This is a genomic window from Exobacillus caeni, assembly GCF_005747095.1.
Taxonomy (GTDB): Bacteria; Bacillota; Bacilli; order Bacillales; family Guptibacillaceae; genus Exobacillus; species Exobacillus caeni.
In genome coordinates this window covers 1-20,361 of sequence record NZ_SWLG01000008.1, presented here as the reverse complement: position 1 = coordinate 20,361, position 20,361 = coordinate 1, and the positions used below count along the sequence as shown (strand labels likewise).

The 20,361-nt window shown below is 39.1% G+C and carries 18 protein-coding genes; 8 read left to right on the top strand and 10 right to left on the bottom strand.

Translation table 11 applies throughout. The features are described 5' to 3' along the window. Nucleotides 1-246 precede the first annotated feature (246 nt). From FCL54_RS12430 to FCL54_RS12410, 5 genes are all read right to left on the bottom strand, one after another. The gene (locus FCL54_RS12430; RefSeq protein ID WP_138126902.1) at nt 247-3,339 is read right to left on the bottom strand and encodes an AAA family ATPase; all 3,093 of its coding nucleotides are present in this window, start codon (nt 3,337-3,339) and stop codon (nt 247-249) included. 22 nt (nt 3,340-3,361) lie between these two features. Then, complete coding sequence (locus FCL54_RS12425; protein ID WP_138126900.1) at nt 3,362-4,552, bottom strand: exonuclease SbcCD subunit D; 1,191 nt, start codon at nt 4,550-4,552, stop codon at nt 3,362-3,364. A gap of 210 nt (nt 4,553-4,762) precedes the next feature. Beyond that, nucleotides 4,763-5,059 carry a hypothetical protein gene (locus tag FCL54_RS12420; protein ID WP_138126898.1) on the bottom strand — a complete coding sequence of 99 codons (297 nt, stop codon included), beginning with the start codon at nt 5,057-5,059 and terminating at the stop codon, nt 4,763-4,765. 108 nt (nt 5,060-5,167) lie between these two features. Beyond that, nucleotides 5,168-5,863, bottom strand: coding sequence for a Na-translocating system protein MpsC family protein (locus FCL54_RS12415; protein WP_138126896.1), 696 nt, complete (start codon nt 5,861-5,863; stop codon nt 5,168-5,170). A gap of 152 nt (nt 5,864-6,015) precedes the next feature. Further along, nucleotides 6,016-7,434 (bottom strand): amino acid permease, encoded by a 1,419-nt coding sequence (locus FCL54_RS12410; protein ID WP_138127190.1) that lies wholly within the window; start codon nt 7,432-7,434, stop codon nt 6,016-6,018. Between the two features lie 180 nt (nt 7,435-7,614). On the opposite strand from FCL54_RS12410, the gene FCL54_RS12405 reads away from it, so the two are divergent. Beyond that, nucleotides 7,615-8,805: an MFS transporter gene (locus FCL54_RS12405; RefSeq protein WP_138126894.1), complete on the top strand. Its 1,191-nt coding sequence runs from the start codon at nt 7,615-7,617 to the stop codon at nt 8,803-8,805. Between the two features lie 165 nt (nt 8,806-8,970). Here the strand turns inward: FCL54_RS12405 and FCL54_RS12400 are convergent, their stop codons facing one another. Further along, nucleotides 8,971-9,870, bottom strand: a complete 900-nt coding sequence (locus FCL54_RS12400) for an alpha/beta fold hydrolase (RefSeq protein ID WP_171016823.1) — start codon at nt 9,868-9,870, stop codon at nt 8,971-8,973. Nucleotides 9,871-10,181: 311 nt separating this feature from the next. Between FCL54_RS12400 and FCL54_RS12395 the strand changes: the two genes are divergently transcribed. From FCL54_RS12395 to FCL54_RS12380, 4 genes are all read left to right on the top strand, one after another. Further along, nucleotides 10,182-10,970: an ABC transporter ATP-binding protein gene (locus FCL54_RS12395; protein WP_138126890.1), complete on the top strand. Its 789-nt coding sequence runs from the start codon at nt 10,182-10,184 to the stop codon at nt 10,968-10,970. Next, entirely contained in the window at nt 10,954-11,709 is a 756-nt protein-coding gene (locus tag FCL54_RS12390) for an ABC transporter permease (protein ID WP_138126888.1), read from the top strand. Before FCL54_RS12395 ends, FCL54_RS12390 begins: the two co-directional genes overlap by 17 nt. Nucleotides 11,710-11,725: 16 nt before the next feature. Then, entirely contained in the window at nt 11,726-12,727 is a 1,002-nt protein-coding gene (locus FCL54_RS12385) for an aliphatic sulfonate ABC transporter substrate-binding protein (protein WP_138126886.1), read from the top strand. A 139-nt stretch (nt 12,728-12,866) separates the two neighbouring features. Continuing rightward, nucleotides 12,867-13,883, top strand: a complete 1,017-nt coding sequence (locus tag FCL54_RS12380; protein ID WP_138126884.1) for a YeiH family protein — start codon at nt 12,867-12,869, stop codon at nt 13,881-13,883. A gap of 214 nt (nt 13,884-14,097) precedes the next feature. Here the strand turns inward: FCL54_RS12380 and FCL54_RS12375 are convergent, their stop codons facing one another. After that, nucleotides 14,098-15,558, bottom strand: coding sequence for an aldehyde dehydrogenase family protein (locus FCL54_RS12375; RefSeq protein WP_138126882.1), 1,461 nt, complete (start codon nt 15,556-15,558; stop codon nt 14,098-14,100). A gap of 467 nt (nt 15,559-16,025) precedes the next feature. On the opposite strand from FCL54_RS12375, the gene FCL54_RS12370 reads away from it, so the two are divergent. Further along, nucleotides 16,026-16,217, top strand: coding sequence for a CsbD family protein (locus FCL54_RS12370; protein WP_138126880.1), 192 nt, complete (start codon nt 16,026-16,028; stop codon nt 16,215-16,217). Nucleotides 16,218-16,284: 67 nt separating this feature from the next. Here the strand turns inward: FCL54_RS12370 and FCL54_RS24030 are convergent, their stop codons facing one another. From FCL54_RS24030 to FCL54_RS12360, 3 genes are all read right to left on the bottom strand, one after another. Continuing rightward, the gene (locus tag FCL54_RS24030) at nt 16,285-16,449 is read right to left on the bottom strand and encodes a hypothetical protein (RefSeq protein ID WP_171016822.1); all 165 of its coding nucleotides are present in this window, start codon (nt 16,447-16,449) and stop codon (nt 16,285-16,287) included. Between the two features lie 36 nt (nt 16,450-16,485). Then, a complete protein-coding gene (locus FCL54_RS12365; RefSeq protein WP_138126878.1) occupies nt 16,486-16,953 on the bottom strand; it encodes a hypothetical protein in 468 nt (155 codons plus the stop codon). Nucleotides 16,954-17,074: 121 nt separating this feature from the next. Then, entirely contained in the window at nt 17,075-19,003 is a 1,929-nt protein-coding gene (locus FCL54_RS12360; RefSeq protein ID WP_138126876.1) for an ATP-dependent DNA helicase, read from the bottom strand. A gap of 154 nt (nt 19,004-19,157) precedes the next feature. Here FCL54_RS12360 and FCL54_RS12355 point away from each other — a divergent pair, with 154 nt between their 5' ends. After that, entirely contained in the window at nt 19,158-19,454 is a 297-nt protein-coding gene (locus tag FCL54_RS12355) for a hypothetical protein (RefSeq protein WP_138126874.1), read from the top strand. 26 nt (nt 19,455-19,480) lie between these two features. Continuing rightward, nucleotides 19,481-20,194: a DUF421 domain-containing protein gene (locus FCL54_RS12350; RefSeq protein WP_138126872.1), complete on the top strand. Its 714-nt coding sequence runs from the start codon at nt 19,481-19,483 to the stop codon at nt 20,192-20,194. The last annotated feature ends 167 nt before the right edge of the window (nt 20,195-20,361 follow it).

Sequence of the window (20,361 nt, the reverse complement as noted above, 5' to 3'; positions counted from 1 at the left end):
TTTCTGAAACAATAAAATTGTAAGATAACCTTACAACATATTTTGTTTCAGTTACTGTAAACAAAGTTGTAACTTCAACTCCCTTTTTCGTAATTGCTGTTATGGAAAGGTTTTCAGTTCTCGTATAAAATACACCACGCCGTATTGGTGTGATATAATCTAACAAACTAAAAGCGATTAGACTATTTTTACTTAAAACAAAAAAGGAGACCGTACGTTTGTACAGTCTCCTGACTTCATAACAAATTATTTTATTACAAATCTCGTTTCACTATAGCCTTCTTTTGTTTTTTTCACTTCAAGAATCGCCGGTATTGCGGCTTTAAGTTCCTGAACGTGTGATATTACGCCGATCATACGTCCGGATTGTTGCAGGTCTACAAGCGTGTCGATCGATTTATTAAGAGATTCTTCATCCAAAGAACCAAAACCCTCATCGATGAACATTGTTTCGATTGAAACTCCGCCCTGGAAGCTTTGTATAACGTCTGCCATTCCGAGTGCCAGACAAAGGGAAGCGTTAAACTTTTCGCCGCCTGAAAGCGTTTTGACGTCCCGTGTTTGCCCTGTGTATGCATCATGTACGTCTAGCCCAAGCCCGCTCTGTTTTCCGCGGCTTTCCTGGCGTTCACTTCTGATCAAATAGAACTGTCCGTTTGATAGTCTTCTTAATCGCTGGTTTGCTGCATCGATTATTTGTTCCAGGTATTCAATTTGCAGATACCTTTCAAACGAGATTTTTTTGCTGTTCTGGCCCCGTATCATATCATATAGATCGGCAATTCGGTTCATCTGTTGTTCTAAATCGGCAACTTTTTCATTTGCTTCAATGATGTGTGTTTTTAATTCAACCGCTTCTTCCTTATACTCTTTGGATTGGTTTAAAGCATTTAATGCTGTTTCATACGCTTGCTTTAACCGTTCCATTTCTTCGGAGATCGCTGATAGGTCTACTCTTTTTTTCTCCTTTAACGCTACCTGTAGTTCATTTACTTGGTATGTTAAAGTAGCTAAATTCTGTTTGAATGTCTCGATCTGGGATTTAAGCTGCTGCCGCTTTACTTCCTGCATCTTTGATGTTTGATATGCCTCTTCTGTTTCGAATTTAGCTTCACTGAGAGCTTTTTTAAATTGCTCCTCTGTTTTTTCTTTCTTGCTTTCTGTTTCCTCGAGTTGTTTATGGGCGTGTTCAACGTTAGATACCGCTTTTGTTTGCTCTTGTATTGCAAATTGAAGTCGCTTCTGCGCTTCTTCCCAGGCTTTTTCGAGCTTTGTTTTTAACCGCTCTGTTTCGCTAATTTTCTTTTCCAGTTCTGATAAGATGCGTATTTCTTCAGGAACCGTTTTCAGGTTGTCCTCGTAAACGGCTTTTTGTGAAGCGTAAGCTGACTTTTGTTCGTTAAAAGTACTTTCGACTTCTGCTTTTTTTGTTTCTAGCTTTTCGATTTGTTTTTCGAGCTTTTCATGGGATTCTTTTTTCTTTGAAAGGTCTTCCCGTTCTTTCTTTAACGCTTCCACTTCTTGTTTTAACTGTTTTCCCTGTTCGACCAGCTGTGTGAACACAGCGTTTGCATCTGATAACGCCACATCGTACTGAGTGACTTCTTCGGCCTTTGCATCAAGCTGGGAGGAAACTGCATTGATTCGGGCTAACGCATCTCGGTATGCCCCTTCCTTTTCTTCCAGCTTTTTTTTCATTGCTTCAAGTTGTTCCTTTGTAGGGTAACCACTTTTTGTGCTGGCTTTTTCGGGGTGTTCCTTGCTTCCGCAGACGGGGCATGCTTCTCCGTCATGTAAATGGGCGGCTAATAGTATAGCCTGCCCGCTTAACCAGGCTTTTTCGGTTTCTGTATATTGTGATTTGATACTTTGATAATCCTTTTCTTTTATTTGAACGTCCTTTTTCAACTCTTCTCGGTTTTTTTTGAGTTTTAAATAATCCTGTAGAACTTTACATTTTTCACGAAGATCGCTTAATCCCTGCTGTTTCTCCGGCATCTTATCAACGGATTTTTCGCTTGCTCTAATCTGAGTAAAAAGTTGATCCTTTGATTCTTTAGTTGATTTTACCTGGTATTCAATCGTTTTAAGTTGTGTCTCGAATTGTTTAACTTTTTCTTCCAGATCGGTCAGTGCCTTTTTCTTTTTATCGATTTCCTGGACAATAGGCAGCAGATCTTTTAAGCGATCTAGCTTTTTGGCCGTTTCTTCCCGTTGTTCTTTCCGTTGCTCTTCTGCTTCAAAATCTTTTTCGGCTTTTTCCGTTTGCTCATTCGCTTGTTTTAATGCACTTTTCGATTGCGCCAATGCAGTTGTTTTCGCTTTTTTCTCTTCGCGCCATTCTTTGGCGTTATTTTCATAAACTTCTATCCTGGCGGCACGTTCTGCTTTTTCAAGTGTATTTTCTTTCTCTTTTATCACAGGCTGCTGATCGTTTAGAGACTTTAATCTTTCTTCCTTTTCATCAAAATCCAGAAAACGTTCGTTCAATGCTTTTGCTTCATGGTATTCGTTTGTTTTTTTGCTGTGTGCCTCAAACGCTTTGTCGTATTTTTCCCGATCAAGTAGTATTTTTTCTGTATAAAAAGCAGCCTCTTTTTCAAGTCCATCAAGCACCTGATTGATGTTGTAATGTTCCTCGGAAAGAATTGCAAATAAATGTGACTCTTCACGCTCCGGCAAAGCTGCGCTAATATTTTGTATGTAGTTGTCCCTCGACTGGGACTCTAGCTTAAAAAGCTCCTCAGCGTATTTTTTCTTATCCTTTAAACGGTCGCTGATATGTTTGTATGGCTCTGTTTTAAAGATTCGTCGTAAAATCTCCTCTTTATTTTCAGTTTGCGATGTTAAAAGTTTTCGAAACTCTCCCTGTGGAAGCATCACGATTTGACTGAATTGGTCCTGGGTTAAACCTAATATCTCTTCCACTTTTTTATTGATTTCAGAGACGATCTGCCTATCAACACAAGGAACTTCTCTATCCGCCATTATTTCAAAAAACTCGTATTTCTCGCCTGTTGCTGTTTTGTTCCCCTGTTTCACATGTCCTAACTGCCTTAAAATCCTATAAATGCGGCTATGAACCTCAAACTCAAACTCTACGGAAGTATGGATATCATCATCGGCAAAATCACTTCGCAGCATTTTATAATCATTTCGGTCTTCACCGCTTGCCGAACCGTACAATGCAAAACAAATGGCATCAAAAATAGTTGTTTTCCCTGCACCGGTGTTGCCTGAAACAACGAATAGGCGATTATGCTTTAGCTCGTGAAAATCTATCGTTTCGGTCTTCTTATATGGCCCGAAGGCTGTCATCTTTAACGTTAGCGGTTTCAAATCGAATTCTCTCCTTTCTGTGTTATACTGTGACGGTTCTTTCTATCCTGTTTTCGCGCTTCGTTTCATTTTCGTCCTTTAGAATTTCATCAAGTACATCTTTGAAAATCGCTTCTGTTTCCACTGAAACATCGCTTCCTTTCACTTCACGGTAAAACGCTTTGAACAAAGAGAGGTCATCCATATTATGGCGTTCCTTAGTGTTTACTCCTTCTGAGTTTACAGAAGGGATATGTATTTTTCGTTCAACATGCATAGCGTTTGGGTAGACGGAACGAATTTGCTCCATCGGAGATAGAACGGGTGTTTCGTCTAACAGGCGTACAAACACATAGTCCTCACTTTTATCATGCTTTAAAAGGTCTTCCATTTTTGCTTCAATGGTTCTCATATCGCGAGTAGCTTTTAATAGTCGCTTTTCCACTGAAACTTTACCAGTCCCGTCAATTTCAACAATCTTGTAGCCTTTTTTATGGTTCTCTTCTGAAATGGAATATTTTAAAGGAGATCCTGCATATCGAATATTTTCGTTTGCAACATAGTGGGCCTGATGTAGGTGACCGAGAGCGGTATAATGAAATGGCTGGAAATGGCCTGCGTTTATATGTTCAGTACCACCGATCGAAAGCGGCCGTTCCGAATCACTCGTGTTTTCTTTTTCTTCCCCGTTAGGAGTTACAAACGCATGTCCAACGAACACATGGCGGCAGTTTGGGTCCATCTTAACTTTTATTTTTTCAATTATTTTTTCTGCTGCATCATTATGGGAACGAATCTCGTCATCCTGCAGTAAATGCCGTACCATGCTCGGATCACTATATGGAATCAAATGAAAGTGCACTTCTCCGTGTTCGTCGTGTAAAACGATAGGTTCAAAATCATTTGAAAGATGACCGACGATATGGCAGCCGTTGCTTTTCATAATTTTACTTCCGAAGTTTAAGCGTCCCGGACTGTCATGGTTGCCTGCAACAGCAAGCACCGGCGTGTTTAGCTTCAGGACAATTGTTTCAAGAACTTCATCCAGTAAATTAACCGCTTCTGTCGGCGGTACAGCACGATCATACAAATCTCCGGCAATCACCACTGCGTCGGGTTTCTCTTCCTTTATCGCCTCAATGAATTGCTTTAGGATTTCCCGCTGATCTTCCGTCATGTATACTCCCTGAACAAGCTTGCCTAAATGCCAATCTGCTGTGTGAAAAAACTTCACCTTAATTGCCCCTTTCGTTCTGTATGTTTTATATATATATAACGTTGTATTTTGTTGAATCAAAGTAAATTCAATTATAACATTCAACAACAGCCATTAAATACCTACAAAATAAAAAAAGAACCGGTAACTTTTATTCCAGTTCTTAGTTCGTGTTTAAATTTTAGACTTTTGTGTTGCCAGAAAGATGCGCGAGAATTTGATTGCTGGTTACTTTAAATAGTTAATCTGAATCTGATTCGCTTCACAAAGTGTTTTGAATAAATAGATATCAATGTAATGAACAAGTTGCTTTTCTTTTTCGATAGAGCAAATGGTGTCCAACGGGCTTTCGGATGCCTGAAAACTTATAAGTTCATTATTTGTTGTTTCAGATTCCTTAATCGCTGTAGTCACTTGTTCATTTTCTTCGAGCCTCTGGAGAATTGTAATCACTGTTTCGTAGTCTTCTGAATGTACTTTCGATTGCTTATTATTATGGGATAGACGAATATCGTATGCAGTCATTCTTTTCCCCCCTGATTTCTCTTTTCTATTTTTGAAGAACAAAAAAGCCGAAAAGGGTTTTCCCTTTTCGGCTTATGTCTAGCTCTATTGTCTAGCTCATTTCCACCGTTATTTAATTTTGTTCAAGATGAATACAGTATAGCTTTTATCCTGGTTGAAGCTCCAATCAACAAATACATCGATAATTTTGGTGTTTAAAATATCCTCAAAACGATCGTTATTATGCAGAAAGTTTTTTTCAAGGCTTCTTTTAGCGAGCTTTAACGTTTCCTCTTTACCTATACGAATTAACTCTTTTTCAATTGGTACCAGGATGCCTTTTCGCTCCGCGATAAGTGTTCTGGCGTTGACAACCCAGGAATCAACTTGTTCTGGGGCTTTTTCTACTCGTTTACTTACCCTGATCAGTTCATTTTCAAAAAGTTCTTTCTGGTCATATTCATTCGGGGGATCTTCTGCAAGTTCATTACTTTCTGACGCTACACAAACAAACATCCCTGCATGGTTGTGCATGGCCCAATCATAATAGAACTCGTTGATTTGCATCCCTGTAGTTACCAGTATATGTGCTTTGATTTCTGGGATAAGAGTATTCATAAGCAGATCTCTTGTTCTCTCTACAGTTTCCCTTTGGCCTTGTTTTAATAACACCGACTCCATAGGAGAAATAAAATTTTTCAAATATATTGTAATGTACGGCTTTGCTATTGAAACAAAAACAGAACCGGGGCCTTTTCCAAAATTGTCTCTTAGTAACTTTCCGACAAAGCTTGAAATTTCCGATTGTGTTGTTTTTTTATCCATACGGACACCTTTCTGATTAGACGAAAGCTTTTTTTCTTTCATCCTCTATTAATTTTAAATGCTAACCCGTTAGAATGCAAAGGAATTTAGCAGATGTTACATAAAAAGGCTTGTCTGTTCTTTTCATCTTTTTAAATTTTTCCTGTACTAATTTACTCTTCCTGCAATTTATCTTCCTTAAACCTGTGCTCTTTAAAAAGCTTCATTACATAATAGCCGATGAAAATGAATAGGGTCATCCCAAAACTGATCAATACACCGATTCGTTCACTTCCCTGGAAAAAAGCCCCGATAATCGTTAAAGCGATCAAAGCAATACCAAGATAAGAAGTATATGGATAACCGATCATTATAAAATGTGTTTTCTCTTTTTCTATTGTATACTCGGGCCGGTTCTTTATTTGAGATCCAAGTATCATCGCCCAGTTTAAAATAAGCATAATTCCAGCTGCGGTTGTTAAATACTCATACACTTTATTCGGTAAAACATACGAGACGATAATCGCAACCGTAACGGCTATTGCATTAACAGCAAGAGACTTTATTGCTACGCCTCTTGAATTAAACACAGCAAGCCCTTTTGGTGCATCACCATCGTTAGCAAGGGAGACAAGAACCTTTGTAATGGAAAATAACGCTCCGACCATTGTTGAAAAAGCTGCGGTTATTAGTATCACATTGAACAGCGTGCTAACATAGGGGATGTTAAAAGAAGAAAGTGCTGTAACAAATGGACTTTCATCTTCACTAATCATGTTCCAGGGGACGATCTTGATAACAAAAAAGAGCGAAATCCCATAGAGTATCGTTAAAAGGATGACCATTATACCGCCTGCCTTTGGGGTTTCTTCCCTATTTTCTAGCTCGGTAGCCATTAAACCGACGATAGCGATGCCACCAAAGGAAAAAAGGACAAAAATCATCGCAGTCCATGATCCCATGAATCCGTTAGGAAACCAGGTTGTAAAAGTAGTATCACTCACTGCTGTTTCTTGTGGGAGTACACCAAAGAGAAGAAGTCCCCCAAATGTAACAAAGGCCACAAGAGTGGAGATTTTAACGATAGCAAACAATGATTCGATTTTCCCGAAGTTGCTTACACCAAGTAAATTGATGCCAAATCCTGCTGCAGCATAGACCGCCATTAGAATCCAGAGTGGGAAATTCGGAAACCAAAATTGTGTAAATAAAGCGAGGGCTGTAATTTCACTTCCCATGATTAAGATTCCAGATACCCAGTACATCCAACCGCTCATAAAACCAAAAGAGTGTCCGAAGGCTTGCTTCGCATATTTCCGAAAAGAACCAGATTCCTTATCATGTACCGACATCTCAGCAAGTGCACTAAAAACGATGATACCGATTATCCCTGCGATAACATACAGGATAAGAACGGAAGGCCCCGCTCTTTCGATAGACAATCCTGTACCAAGGAAAAAGCCAGCCCCGATAACCGATCCGATGCCGATTAATGAAAGCTGCCACCAGTGCAGCTTTTGTCCTCTTCCCGCTTTTGCTTTTTTCGCTTGTTTGTGTTTGATCGTTTGTTTAACAGGATGTTCATTCCGCATAGTAAAAGCTCCTTTGATGATTTGATACATATTCTTCCTCATTAAGAATTTTTTATAAAAATTTCCGCCTCACAATTTTTGAAATGGAAAAATGAAAGGTTTTAAAAAGTGAGTGATGTCACATCTTCGCTTTATTACAGATGGTTCAATAGTAGTAACAAACAATCTGGAGGGGAAATTATGGATAGAACATTAAGAGGAAGAAGCCGTATTTTAATCTTGTCTACAATTGCAATGATGATTTCTTTTATGGCTTGGTCTGTCTTATCTCCCATTGCGGGTGAAATACAAAAAATATACGGATTATCAGCAACTGAAAGAAGTTTACTAATTGCTGTTCCAGTAATTTTGGGGTCGGTTTTTCGAATTCCGATGGGAATATTAACCGATAAATTTGGCGGTAAAAAAATCTATACAATGACAATGCTATTCTTGCTGATACCATTGGTCGGCGCGGGACTTTCACATTCCTATTATTCATTAATGTTCTGGGCTTTCTTGATCGGTATGGGGGGCACAACATTTGCGGTCGGGATTGCGTATGTATCAAAATGGTATCCGGCGGAGAAACAGGGATTGGTTCTTGGTCTCGTAGCACTCGGTAACCTTGGAACGGGGCTTGCCGGTTTTATCCTCCCAACAGTTGAGCAGGCATTAGGTCTTGACTGGGTATTCTATACTCTTGCTGTGGCGCTTTTAATCGTAACGGCAATCTTTTGGGCGGGAACAAAAGAATATCCGGTTAAAGGAGAATCGAAAACATTAAAAGAATCTCTTTCCGTGATAAAATTGAAAGAAACCTGGGTGCTTTCTTTGTTTTACTTCTTAACTTTCGGAGGGTTCGTGGCATTTGGCATATACCTTCCAACACTTCTACAGAGTGTGTTTGGGTTATCTGCTGCAGATTCTGGGGCAAGGGCTGCAGGCTTTGTGTTCCTGGCAACTTTCATTCGTCCGGTTGGAGGCTACATTGCCGATAAACTGGGAGCTGCAAGATTATTAACATTCCTATTTGCCGGGATACTTGCATCTGCTGTCTTGCTTTCTATCATGTTGAATAACTTTACGATGTTTACGGTAGGAGCATTATCTGCTGCTTTATTCGTAGGTTTAGGAAATGGGGCTGTATTCAAATTAGTACCGAAAGTTGCACCGGGCAATGTGGGGGCTGTTACTGGAATCGTTGGTGCAGCCGGTGGCCTTGGCGGCTTTTTCCCTCCGATCGCTCTTGGTATTGTAAAAGATATTACCGGCGACTATCATCTCGGTTTCATTTTTTTAGCTGCTTTTGCTCTGTTCTGCCTTATTATCAATCTGTTACAATTCAATGGAAATATCACAAAAGTTCATAAAGACCAAAAGGCCGTCTAAAGTTAAAAACCGGCTTGCCAATCAATGTTGGCAAGCCGGTTTCTGTTTGTATGATTGAAAAAGGATATATGTTCCGTTATTCTCAGAAATTGGCTTATTTCACGGTTTTTGAGGATAGCACTCTTGTTATTAAAAAATCTAAAAGCTATGGTGTTAGACGGCCAGTCATTCTCCCTGTGTTAAGTCTTCACGTGTTTCTATAAACTGTTTGATCTCTTCCATATAGCGTTCAGGTTCATCAACTTCTGGGTAGTGTGCACTTTTCTCGAGTATAACCAGTTTAGATCCGTCTATTTTAGCATGAATATCCCTGCTCATTTCGATACCTGTGTTTCGGTCGTGAAGGCCAACTATAATCAGCGTCGGCGTTTTGATTGTAGTGATCCTGTCTAATAACGGTTGCTTGTTCTGTTTTCTTGACGTTATCGCCAGATGGTAATCACCATTTCCTTCGAACTTCTCCATTTCTTTCATCGCTTCAGGGATCAGCTCCTCCTTATAGATGGAAAGCCTGGCGATTGTCGAAAGATCGATAACATCTCTCACCCTGGCACTCCGTTCTTCATACGTGCCATCTTCGCTTAATATTTGTTGGATCTTTCCCTTCGCTTCTCCCTTTGCAACGAATTGGTATCCAAAGAACTGAATGCATCGTAACCTTTCCCAATTTCCATCCACAGGACCTTGCAGGAGAAGTTTGTGAACTTTTTCCTGATGGGCAACTGTATATTCCATTGCAATTTCACCACCAAAGGACGTTCCCAGCAGATTAAATGTATCAAGTTGAAGATGATCCACGATAGAATCAAGGTCACTGACAATCGTTTCCATCGAATAGTCCCACGCATCGCAAGGGCGAGACGATCTACCACAGCCTCTTTGTTCATAAAAGATAACTGTACTAAACTTTTCTAACTCTGGACCCAGCGTTTTTTGGATCAACTGTTGGTTACCACCTGGACCACCATGCACAATGATCAGAGGAATGGTATTGTGCTCTGCTCCTGCGATCTTTACCCAATGGGAAACACCGTTTGCAACTATAATAAGTTCTTCGTTTTTCAAAAAGGCTCTTCCTTTCTCTCTTTTAAAAAGTAGTGCAAATTTAGTAACTGAAATCCCTTTCGCTGTTCTCCCTCTATTTCCTTTATGAAAACCTTTTATATTTCCAAGAAGGATCACTGTCTTTCTTAGTCACTTAAATAAAACAACTGAATAGTATTCTAATAACTGTTAAATCAAACTAAATGACTCGGTTTTAAATATCATTTATCGCAAGGGGATGGAGTGAACTTCTTGACAATTCCAAGTTATCTACTATACTTTATAAAAGTAAACCGATAAAATAACTATGGATTTAAAGAATGGATGATTAGATGTTTATTCAAATAAAGGACTTAAATAAACAATACCTTAATAAAGAAAACCTGCCTGTAGATGTCTTAAAGGATATTGACCTGGATATTGGGAAAGGTGAGTTCGTTTCCATCCTTGGGCCTTCTGGCTGTGGAAAGTCAACGTTGCTTTCTATGGTAGCTGGATTAGTGCAAGCAACAAGCGGAGAAATAATCGTCGATAATAAGAAGGTTACAAAACCAGGAAAAGACCGAGGAATGGTCTTTCAGCAGGCAGCCATTTTTCCCTGGATGAATGTGCTTGAGAATGTCATGTTCCCGCTGAGAAAAGAAATGTCTAAAAAAGAAGCGAAACTTCGTGTGAAAGAGCACTTGAAGATGGTTCAACTCAGCAACTATGCTTCTCACTATCCTCACGAATTATCAGGAGGAATGCAGCAGCGTGTTGCGATTGCAAGAGCACTTGCGATGGATCCCGGGGTACTCTTAATGGATGAACCATTCGGAGCCCTTGATGAACAAACAAGAACCCGCCTACATGACCAGCTTGAACAAATTTGGATCGAAACTAAGAAAACGATCCTGTTCGTTACACATAGCATTTCTGAGTCTATTAAACTTTCTGACCGGATTATAGTCATGGGAACAAGGCCTGGAACTGTTTTGGCTGATATCCATGTAGATCTTCCACGTCCCCGTGGCGAGCATAAAGAAGGGATGCTTAAGCTTGAGGAAAGAATAATGGGACTCTTGAAGAAAGAGATCGATAAAGTCGTGGATGAGGAGTTAGCATATGAAACCAGCAATTAAACGGATATTATTTTTTGTCATCGTGATTGGTTTATGGCAGCTGGGTTCAAAAGCGGGTCTATGGTCAGAAATACTTCTTCCCTCCCCTGTTTCTGTATTTGAAGCTTTAGTCACCGGAATTCAAGATAAGACACTTATCTATGACTTGATCGCAAGTTTTAAAAGGTTGATTGTAGGATTAGCCATTGCACTTGCTATCGGCACAAGTCTTGGGATCTTACTTGCGAAATCCAAGACGGCAGACGACACGATCGGATCTCTCGTTTTAGCTTTCCAAAGCGTTCCGAGCATAGTATGGCTTCCTCTTGCTATCATGTGGTTTGGCCTTGGAGAATCTGCGATAATCTTTGTCGTTATACTGGGGGGAACCTTTGTCATGACGCTTAATGTCCGAGTGGGAATTAAAAACGTCTCCCCTTTATATATAAAAGCAGCCCGCACAATGGGCTCAAGTGGCCTTGATTTGTTCATAAAAGTAATCCTGCCTGCATCTGTACCTTATCTCGTTACTGGTTCCCGACTTGCATGGGCTTTTGCCTGGCGTGCCTTGATGGCTGGAGAGCTTTTAAGTACTGGTCCTGGATTAGGTTATACACTGCGGTATGCTTCTGACTTTGGCAATATGTCACTTGTTATTGGAGTCATGGTTATTATCGGTGTTATTGGCGCAGTTGTTGATCAGCTAATTTTCCAGCGCATCGAAAAATCAGTCATTCGTCGCTGGGGACTTGATTCATAATGAAGGAGGAAACAAAATGAAACGAATTTTATTATTAATGACAACACTAGTTACTGTATTAGGTATTCTTGCGGGGTGCGGATCTTCAGATGCATCTACCAATGGAAAAAGTGAAACTAAAAAAGTAGTTATCGGATATTTTCCAAACATTAACCACGTGCCAGCGATGATAGCTAAAGAAAAAGGTTTTTATGAAGAACAGCTTGGTGATGGCATTACAATCGAATATCAGACATTTCCTGATGGTGCTTCCTTCATGACTGCCTTAAAAACCGGTGATATCCAGGCAGGGCTTGTTGGTCCGGGTCCAGCGATGAATAACTATACCAATGGTGCTGATGTAAAGATGATTGCCGGAGGTTCAACTGGCGGAACTGTAGTTTTAGCACGCAAAGGTAGCGGAATCGAATCAGTAGAGGATATTCCTGGTAACACGTTCATCACACCGCGTGTAGGCTGTACTCATGATGTTCAGTTTGAAACGTTTATGAAAGAACAGGGTATCGAATCTGAAAGAATCGGTGGAACGATGCGCCATCAGACAGGAAATCCGGCGCAATATGCTGCGATGTTCGAAACAGGAAAGATAGACGTAGCAGTTGCTCCTGAACCTTGGGGATCTGTACTTGAGCAAGAAACTGGAGCTAAGGTAATCATCGAAGCTGATAAAGTTTCATTTGGCAAGACACTGCCTGCATCTGTGTTGGTGACATCCGGAGAGGAAATCAAGAACAATCCGGAACTAATTCAGAAAATTGTAGATGCACATAAAGAAGCAACAGCGTTTATTGAAGATAATCCTGAAGAAGCAAAAGAAATCACAATCAAAGATATTGAAAATATCACTGGTCAAAAACTGGAAAAATCGGTTGTGGACAGTGCATGGAAACGTATTGGCTTTACCACCGAATTAGATGACGATGCAGTCCAAGAGTTTGCTAACTCTTCTTATGAATTAAAATTCTTAAAAGAACAACCAGACTTCTCAAATCTTATTGATAAACAGTTTATAAAGTAATCCAGATTTAAGCGGCAGTGTAGACAGGTCCTGCCGCTCTTTTCTATGTTGTTCATCGTTTGCGAAGAGGCTTGTAAACTGGCTTTCTCTCAAACTTGTATTATACTAGAAATAGCATTTTTTAAGGAGCTATACTTTTATGCAAAATGTGTTAACAAATACGTATGGAAAAATAATAGACAATTTCCCCCGCCGTACCTGGGGGGTTCTTCTTTTGATAGGTATCGCTGCGATTGCAAAGCTTCTGGGTATGTTGATCCCGTTAATAGGCAGTATTTTGTTTGCGATTATGATTGGTATCGGTATCCGAAATTTTATTGGAGTTAAGCAGGTCTTTGAACCGGGGCTTGCTTTCACATTAAAAAAACTATTAAAAGCCGCAATTGTAATGCTTGGCGCTAGCCTTAGTTTTGCAGAAATCATGCTGGTTGGCAAGCAGTCAATTCTGATCATGGTCGTGGCGGTTTTAATGGGAATCATGCTGACAATCGGTTTTGGCAAATTGCTTGATGTTAATCCGAAGCTAAGCTTAATGATCGGGATTGGAACAAGCATTTGCGGTGCTACTGCCATTTCCTGTGTAAAAGGAATTCTGGATTCAAAAGAAGAAGAAACAGCCTATGCTATTTCTACTATCGTTTTCTTTAACCTGATTGCTTTTATCCTTTATCCAATTATTGGACATGTGATCCATTTAACCTCCACTCAGTTTGGAATCTGGGCGGGAACTGCCGTGCATGATACTTCCTCTGCAGTCGCTGTCGGCTACGTGTATGGAGATGCCGCAGGACAGGTCGCTACAACTGTAAAGCTTGCAAGGACACTGTTTTTACTGCCGGTAATTATCATTCTCGGTGTTATGCTTACTAAAAAGGGAGAAGGAACAAAAGCTTCCTTAAAGCAGGCTTTTCCGTGGTTCGTCATCTGGTTCCTTCTTGTCAGTATAATAAATTCGGTAGGATTAATACCCGAAACGGTTTCTGCTTCGGTTACTGACATAGCCAAATATATTATCCTGATGGTGATGGCTGCTGTTGGTCTGCAGGTGAACATAAAACAGCTTATGAAACTTGGAATAAAGCCCCTTTTAACTGGGTTGTTCGCTTCGGTATCAGTAGCGGCAACCAGTCTGCTGTTAATCTATTATGTCGTTTAAATATAACAAAAAAATAATTGAAACGCTGGGACATTTCTAAAACATTTAAGTCTAAATGGAGCGGGTCATGGTTCACCAGTATCGTTTTAAAGAGAACAAACAAATTTTACGAAAAAGGCCAAAATAAAAATCCGAACTAATTCGAATTCTGATTAAAGAATGTTGAATCATAGTTCGGATTTCCCTCTGGTTTAAGACTTTTGCCCCTGCTTTTTTAGAAAGGAAACTTTCTATATTTGGTTTGAAGTGACACCCATTTGGTAACGGTAAATTCGTCTATCACCCATGGATAACCAAATCTTCCCATTCCGCTTTCTTTATTACCTCCGAATGGTGCGATAGGGCTGTCATTTACAGTCTGGTCATTCACATGTGTCATGCCGCTGTCGATTTGAAGTGCTAATTCTTCTCCTCTATCAAGATTCGTTGTAAAGATAGCAGAACTTAAGCCGTATTGTGTATCGTTTGCCATTTCAATCGCTTCTTCATCAGACTCTGCTTTTATCAAAGTTGCGATCGGTGCGAATAGTTCCGTTTGGGCTAGCTCACTTGAATTATCAACCTCTGAAAAGACGTATGGTGAAAGAACATTGCCTTTGGCTTCTCCTTCAAGAGCAACATTTGTGCCGTTTTGCTTCGCCCTTTCGACAATACCAAGTGCTTTATTTAGCTGTTCCTTATTAATAAGCGGTCCAACAACGGTTTGGGGATCTGCAGGATCGCCGTAGGGTAGTTCTTTCGCTCTTTCTACAAATTTTTGTTTAAATTCTTCGTAAAGGTCCTTGTGGATGATCAATCGGTTGATGATCATGCAAATTTGCCCCTGGTGGATGAATTTTCCGAAGATAGCGGCATCGACTGCCTGATCTACATCCGCGTCTGATAATACTACAAACGGGTTATTTCCCCCAAGCTCCAGTGCCACTCTCTTCAAACTTCCTCCGGCGATTTCTCCAATTTTCTTCCCTACTTTAGTGGATCCTGTGAAGCCGATTAACCGGGGAATCGGGTTCGTTAGCATTTCGTCACCGATTTCCTCAAGATCCGTTAATATCATATTGAATACACCTTTCGGAAGATTAGCTTCCTCGAATGCTTTAGCAAATATCGAACCACCCGTTAGACCTGTTTGTAGATCAGGTTTATGAACTACCGTATTTCCTAAAGCAATAGCAGGAGCGATTGTTCTCATCGATAAATTCATCGGGAAGTTAAATGGAGATATAGAAGAAATAACTCCTAAAGGCAGCCTGTGGACATGGTTTACCTTACCTTCGATCGTATCCTCAACATTCCTCACATCGTGCAATTCATGGGCATAATTGATTGCCTCTTCCAAAAGCCCGATCGTCAAGTTGATTTCGACATCTGCTTTTACATGGGTTCCGCCTGATTCATGAATAACGAGATCTTTAACATCATCTTTATTTTCTTTTATATAATCAACCGCCTTTTGCAAATAAGATTTCCTTTCTTCAGTAGTTGTTTTTGCCCATTCTTTTTGGGCATGCCTGGCAGATTCAAATGCTTCTTTGAGCTGATCTTTTGTTGCTAACTTAACAGTAGTAATAACGGAGTCATCGAATGGATTTAGAATATCCCCAGTTCTTCCACTGGTCCCTTCTGTCCACTCACCGTTTATAAAACTCTTATTTATCTGATCTAGTTTTAACATCTTATACACTCCTTAACTAACATCACAGTTTTATGGAATTTATATCTTTCATGTATTTTCCCTAAAACCTTTTAAGTTAAAACATTATTCATTTTCGATTGTCGCTTTAAGATTTTTAGAAATTAAAAATCTTATTATTTCTTCCTATTTCATATGATTTTTAAACCCATAGATACCAGAATGCTGTTTGCCCATTGTGATTTTAAACCTATTTTTTCTAAATTTAAGGTGAAATGGTAAGAAATATCCATTGAAGTGCTGAGAATAAACCTGTTATAGTAGAAATAACGAAGACGACATAAACTTTCTTAAGAAAGTTCATATCATAACCCGGGTCTCTATCCTGCAGGATAGAGGCTTTTTAGTTTTCCTCTCTCTGTTGTAATAATTCAAATAATAAGTCAAGGTTTTATTACTGAATCCAATGGGAATATATCAAACAACTTTTTAAAAAGGAGTTGTTGGTAATGAGTGACGAAAAAGGATTGGGCGATAAACTGAAAGGCTCTGTTTCTAAAGCAAAAGGTGAAATAAAAGATCAAGTCGGAAATGCAACCGATGATACGGAAATGCAAGTAGAAGGTAAGAAAGATAAGGTTAAAGGTGAATTCCAAAAGGATAAGGGAGAAGTAAAAGAAGAATTAAGCGATGATGACTAATAAATAAGCCGCCTATTTTTAGGCGGCTTACTTTATGGGTTATTTTATTGATGTTAGTCTTTCTTTTTTATTTGGACTCCTTTGTCCTGTTAGTTTCAGATTGAATAGGATCAGGAAATTCTCCTTTTTGTTTTACTTGTTTATTGGAATCAAGGTCGTCCATCTCTTTTCCTAGCATTTTCATTTCTTCTTCGTTTCTGGCCATTGAACTGTTATTGGCTTTTTGTTCCATCTTCTTTCATCCTCCTCTAAATGTTGTTTTACAAAACTATGATTCTATGACAAACTTTTCTTCATAGGACATCGTTTTTCCCAGCTCATCTTCTTCCATTAACTCACCCTGGAGCTTTTTATAGTTTTTTCCTACTTTACTTATAAAGTCATCTGGTTGTTTATTGTGGATAGGCAAAGTAACGTTAACATAGTATGTTCCTTCTTTCAGACCTTTTCCATCATTTGTAATTTTTTCCGTTTCAAAAGACCCGTTTTTTACAATCACTTTCTTTTCAGCTTTAAATTTTATATCCTTACTTGTGACTGCAATGTATAGTTCTGCTCCATCTGGTATGTTAGTTTCTCCTTTAATTTTGATACTATTATCCTCATTGACCACAGGCTCTGCAGAAACTTCTACATTAATAGGATCCTTTATTGTCCCTGATTGTTCTTCGCCGTTTGAACATCCTGCCACTATGGCCCAAAATAACAACGTAACGAAAGAAAGTGTTTTGTACACTTTTAAAACCACCTTGTCTTATGACTGTATTTGAGGGTATTTGTTATCTATTCCCGGTAAAAAAAGGCAGGAAACATTTTCAAATTAAAAAAACGGACTAATCAATAGTCCGTTTTCCACTCTATTCCTGCCAATCCACTTTAACAGGCAGAACGTTTTTAATTTCATTAAAATAGCGCTCTCTTTGTTCTTCCATCATCCAAATATGAACGATTCCATGGTCTTCCCTGGTTCTGATCAAACGTCCGATTCCCTGCCTTAAGCGAAGCAGCATGTAAGGTGTATCTACTTCTTCGTTTGCATTTTCTGCGTGTTTCCTTTTTGCTTTAAAAACCGGATCGTTTGGAGGGAAAGGTAAAGAAGAAATGATAACCTGTGTTAACGTTTCTCCTGGAACATCTAAGCCTTCCCAGAGATTATAAGAACATAGTATTGCGGCTTCATTAAGTTGGAATTCTTTCACCGTAACACTGATCTCCCTGTCCCCTTCAAATAAAATTGGAAATTCTATCGGCTGTTTGCTGATCCATTGCCTAAACCGATTCATTTCTTCTGAAGTAGAAAATAAAACGAGGGATTTTCCTTTCTTTTTCAATAACGTTTCTCGAATGTTTTTCCATTTATCTTTTTCATCATCTTCCTGGTGACCGATTATTCGCATTTGCTCTTCATAATCAAATGGAGACTCTACGGTGAATGAAGAATAATCGTAAATACCTAGACTGCTGGCAATGTAATTGAAATCACCGGCCTTCGATAGAGTGGCTGAAGAGAAGACAAATGGAATCTTTTGCGAAAATACTTCTTTTTCCAAAATATCTTCTACTAAGCGAGGCATAATCACAAAAGATGTTTGTGTTTCACTTTCCTCTAACCAGTATATGCCTTCCCCTTCTTTTAGTAAAACAGAAAGTCCATAGGAGAAGAACTCCAGGTATTCTTCGATGATTTTGACATGATAATCTTCAATCACGTACAATTCAGAGTCAAAAACAAGCTGTTCGAGAAGTTCATGGACGAGCTTATTAAGCTTTTCCGCCATACCAATAATTATTTTTGAACGAGGGACTTCTTTTCGATTTGACCCTTCAGAGAGAATTGCTGATTTACTCAACAAGTCAAACCATTCATCATGAAGAGCGAGGATGTCTTCGATGATAGCAAGGGACTCTTCCCTCACATCCTGGTTCATATAACCGGTCAATACGGTAGTTAACGTTTCGGATTGGAAGCGATAGGTTAGTGCTTTTTGTGCTGAAAACTCCAATAAATGCCCCTCATCAAAAACGACACAGCTTGCTTCAGGCAATAAAGGAAGCTGCCCTTCACGTTTTCTTGATTCTTTTGTCCAGACATGCTCCATATAAAAATCGTGTGAGCAAATAATTAGATCTGTTGATTGGCGATAATGATTCCTGTTTAGCGTTTGCCCGCAACGATGTCGCCACTCGCAGGTGGAACATTGCTGCAGAGTATCCCAGGAGATTTTTTCCCACTTTTCGTTAGGTACCCAGGGATATTCTTTTCTGTCTCCATAACGCTCAAACGATCCCATAGAGCTAGAGCCGTCTAAAACAAATTCTGGTATTTCATCATGTACCTGCAAGATGTCTTCATCGTTTGTGCGAGTTGACAACGGATCTAATTTTCTCATGCATACATATTGCTCGCGGGCTTTTGCCAGTCTGACATCAACATTAAGCCCCAGAGCTTCTTCAAGTTTTTGGACGTCTCCGTTTTCTTTTACAAGCTGTTCTATGAGCGTTTCATCCGCACATGAGATGATCGCTGGTTTTCTCATATATCTTGCATAGCAAATGGCATAGAGCAAGTAAACAAAAGTTTTCCCGGTTCCCACACCAGCTTCTGCAAAGACCGTGCCTTTATTTTTGAAGGCCTGTTCGATTTGGAAAGCCATATATATTTGTTCATCCCGTAGTTCATACCCTTTTTCGGGCAAGATATCATAAAAAACATCCCCGATATAGTCCCCTAACTGTTCAAAGAAATTAGTGTCTTTTGCTATCGTAAACGGTAGTGTATTTGCCATTAACTATCTCCTCTTCTTACACATTCTTAAAAAGCCAGACCTCTATTCTAGCAGATTTACTTATATATTTGTGGATTAACGCTTGAATAATGTCATTACATTTGACTAAGAATGTAAAAGTAGAAACATTAATTTTCAATAAAGGGGAACTTGAATGGAATTTCCGACAATACACACAAATATTTGGGATGCGGTTCTTGCAATTCCTGTTGTAATGATTCTTACAGAGCTTATTAAGTTGTTCACAACTGTTCCAAGGTTCTATTTACCAACGGTAGCTGTTATTTTTGGTCTGGCGATCTCGATTTTTTATAGCCATCCCGGTAACCTGGTAGCAGGAATCTTTATGGGTTTTTTCTATGGTTATGCTGCAATTGGAAGTTACTCCTCTCTCAAAGTAACCATTGAAACACTAAGAGCAAAGAAAGAACATAAAAAGAGTTTTGATTAGTAGATGGAATAAAAAGGAATGAAATTATGATTGAAATAGTAGAGGTGTTATCTCGTACGTTCCTTGCTTTTGTTTTATTGTATGTAATAGGGCATTTTTTTCTTGGAAAATCAACCATTTCCCAAATGACGCTTCACGACTTTATCGCAACCTTAATCCTGGGGGCGATTTCTGCAAATTTAGCCTTCAATACGATGATGAAGCCATGGAATGCCTTAATATCTCTTGTGTTCTTTAGTTTCCTGGTGTATTTGTCGACCATTGTTGCATTGAAAAATCGAAAGGCTAGAGCGCTCTTTTCCGGTGAGCCAACGATTATTATCGAAAATGGAAAAATATTAGAAGAAAATCTTAAGAAATTAAAATATACAATGGATTCATTAAATCAAAGTCTTAGAGAAAAGGATGTTTTTGATATCGAGGAAGTTCAATATGCTGTTGTAGAAGCAGATGGGCATCTGTCAGTCTTAAAAAAACCACTTTACCGTAATGTTACTGTGAAGGATCTAAATATAGTGACAGGGAATTCGGCATTTCCCATCGAATTAATAATGGACGGAAAATGGGTTGGGAAAAATTTGCAGCAGCATAATATTCCAAAGGATTGGGTTATTAACGAGGTTACAAAAAAAGGGCTACAGTTAAATAATATCTTTTACTGTGTAAAGGGCACCAACGGGCAGCTGTATTTTGATGTCTACGATGATAAAATAAACAATCCGCTCGATACGGAATCTTAACTCAAAGAAGTATGAGGCTGGGACAAAAGTATTTTAGCCAAAGGAAAATCCGAACTATGATTCAAAATTCTTTCATCAGAATTTATATCAGTTCGGATTTTTCTTTTGGCTGTTTAATTAATTTTTCCTGTTTATTTTATATCGGCTACATATATCTTTTAAAACGA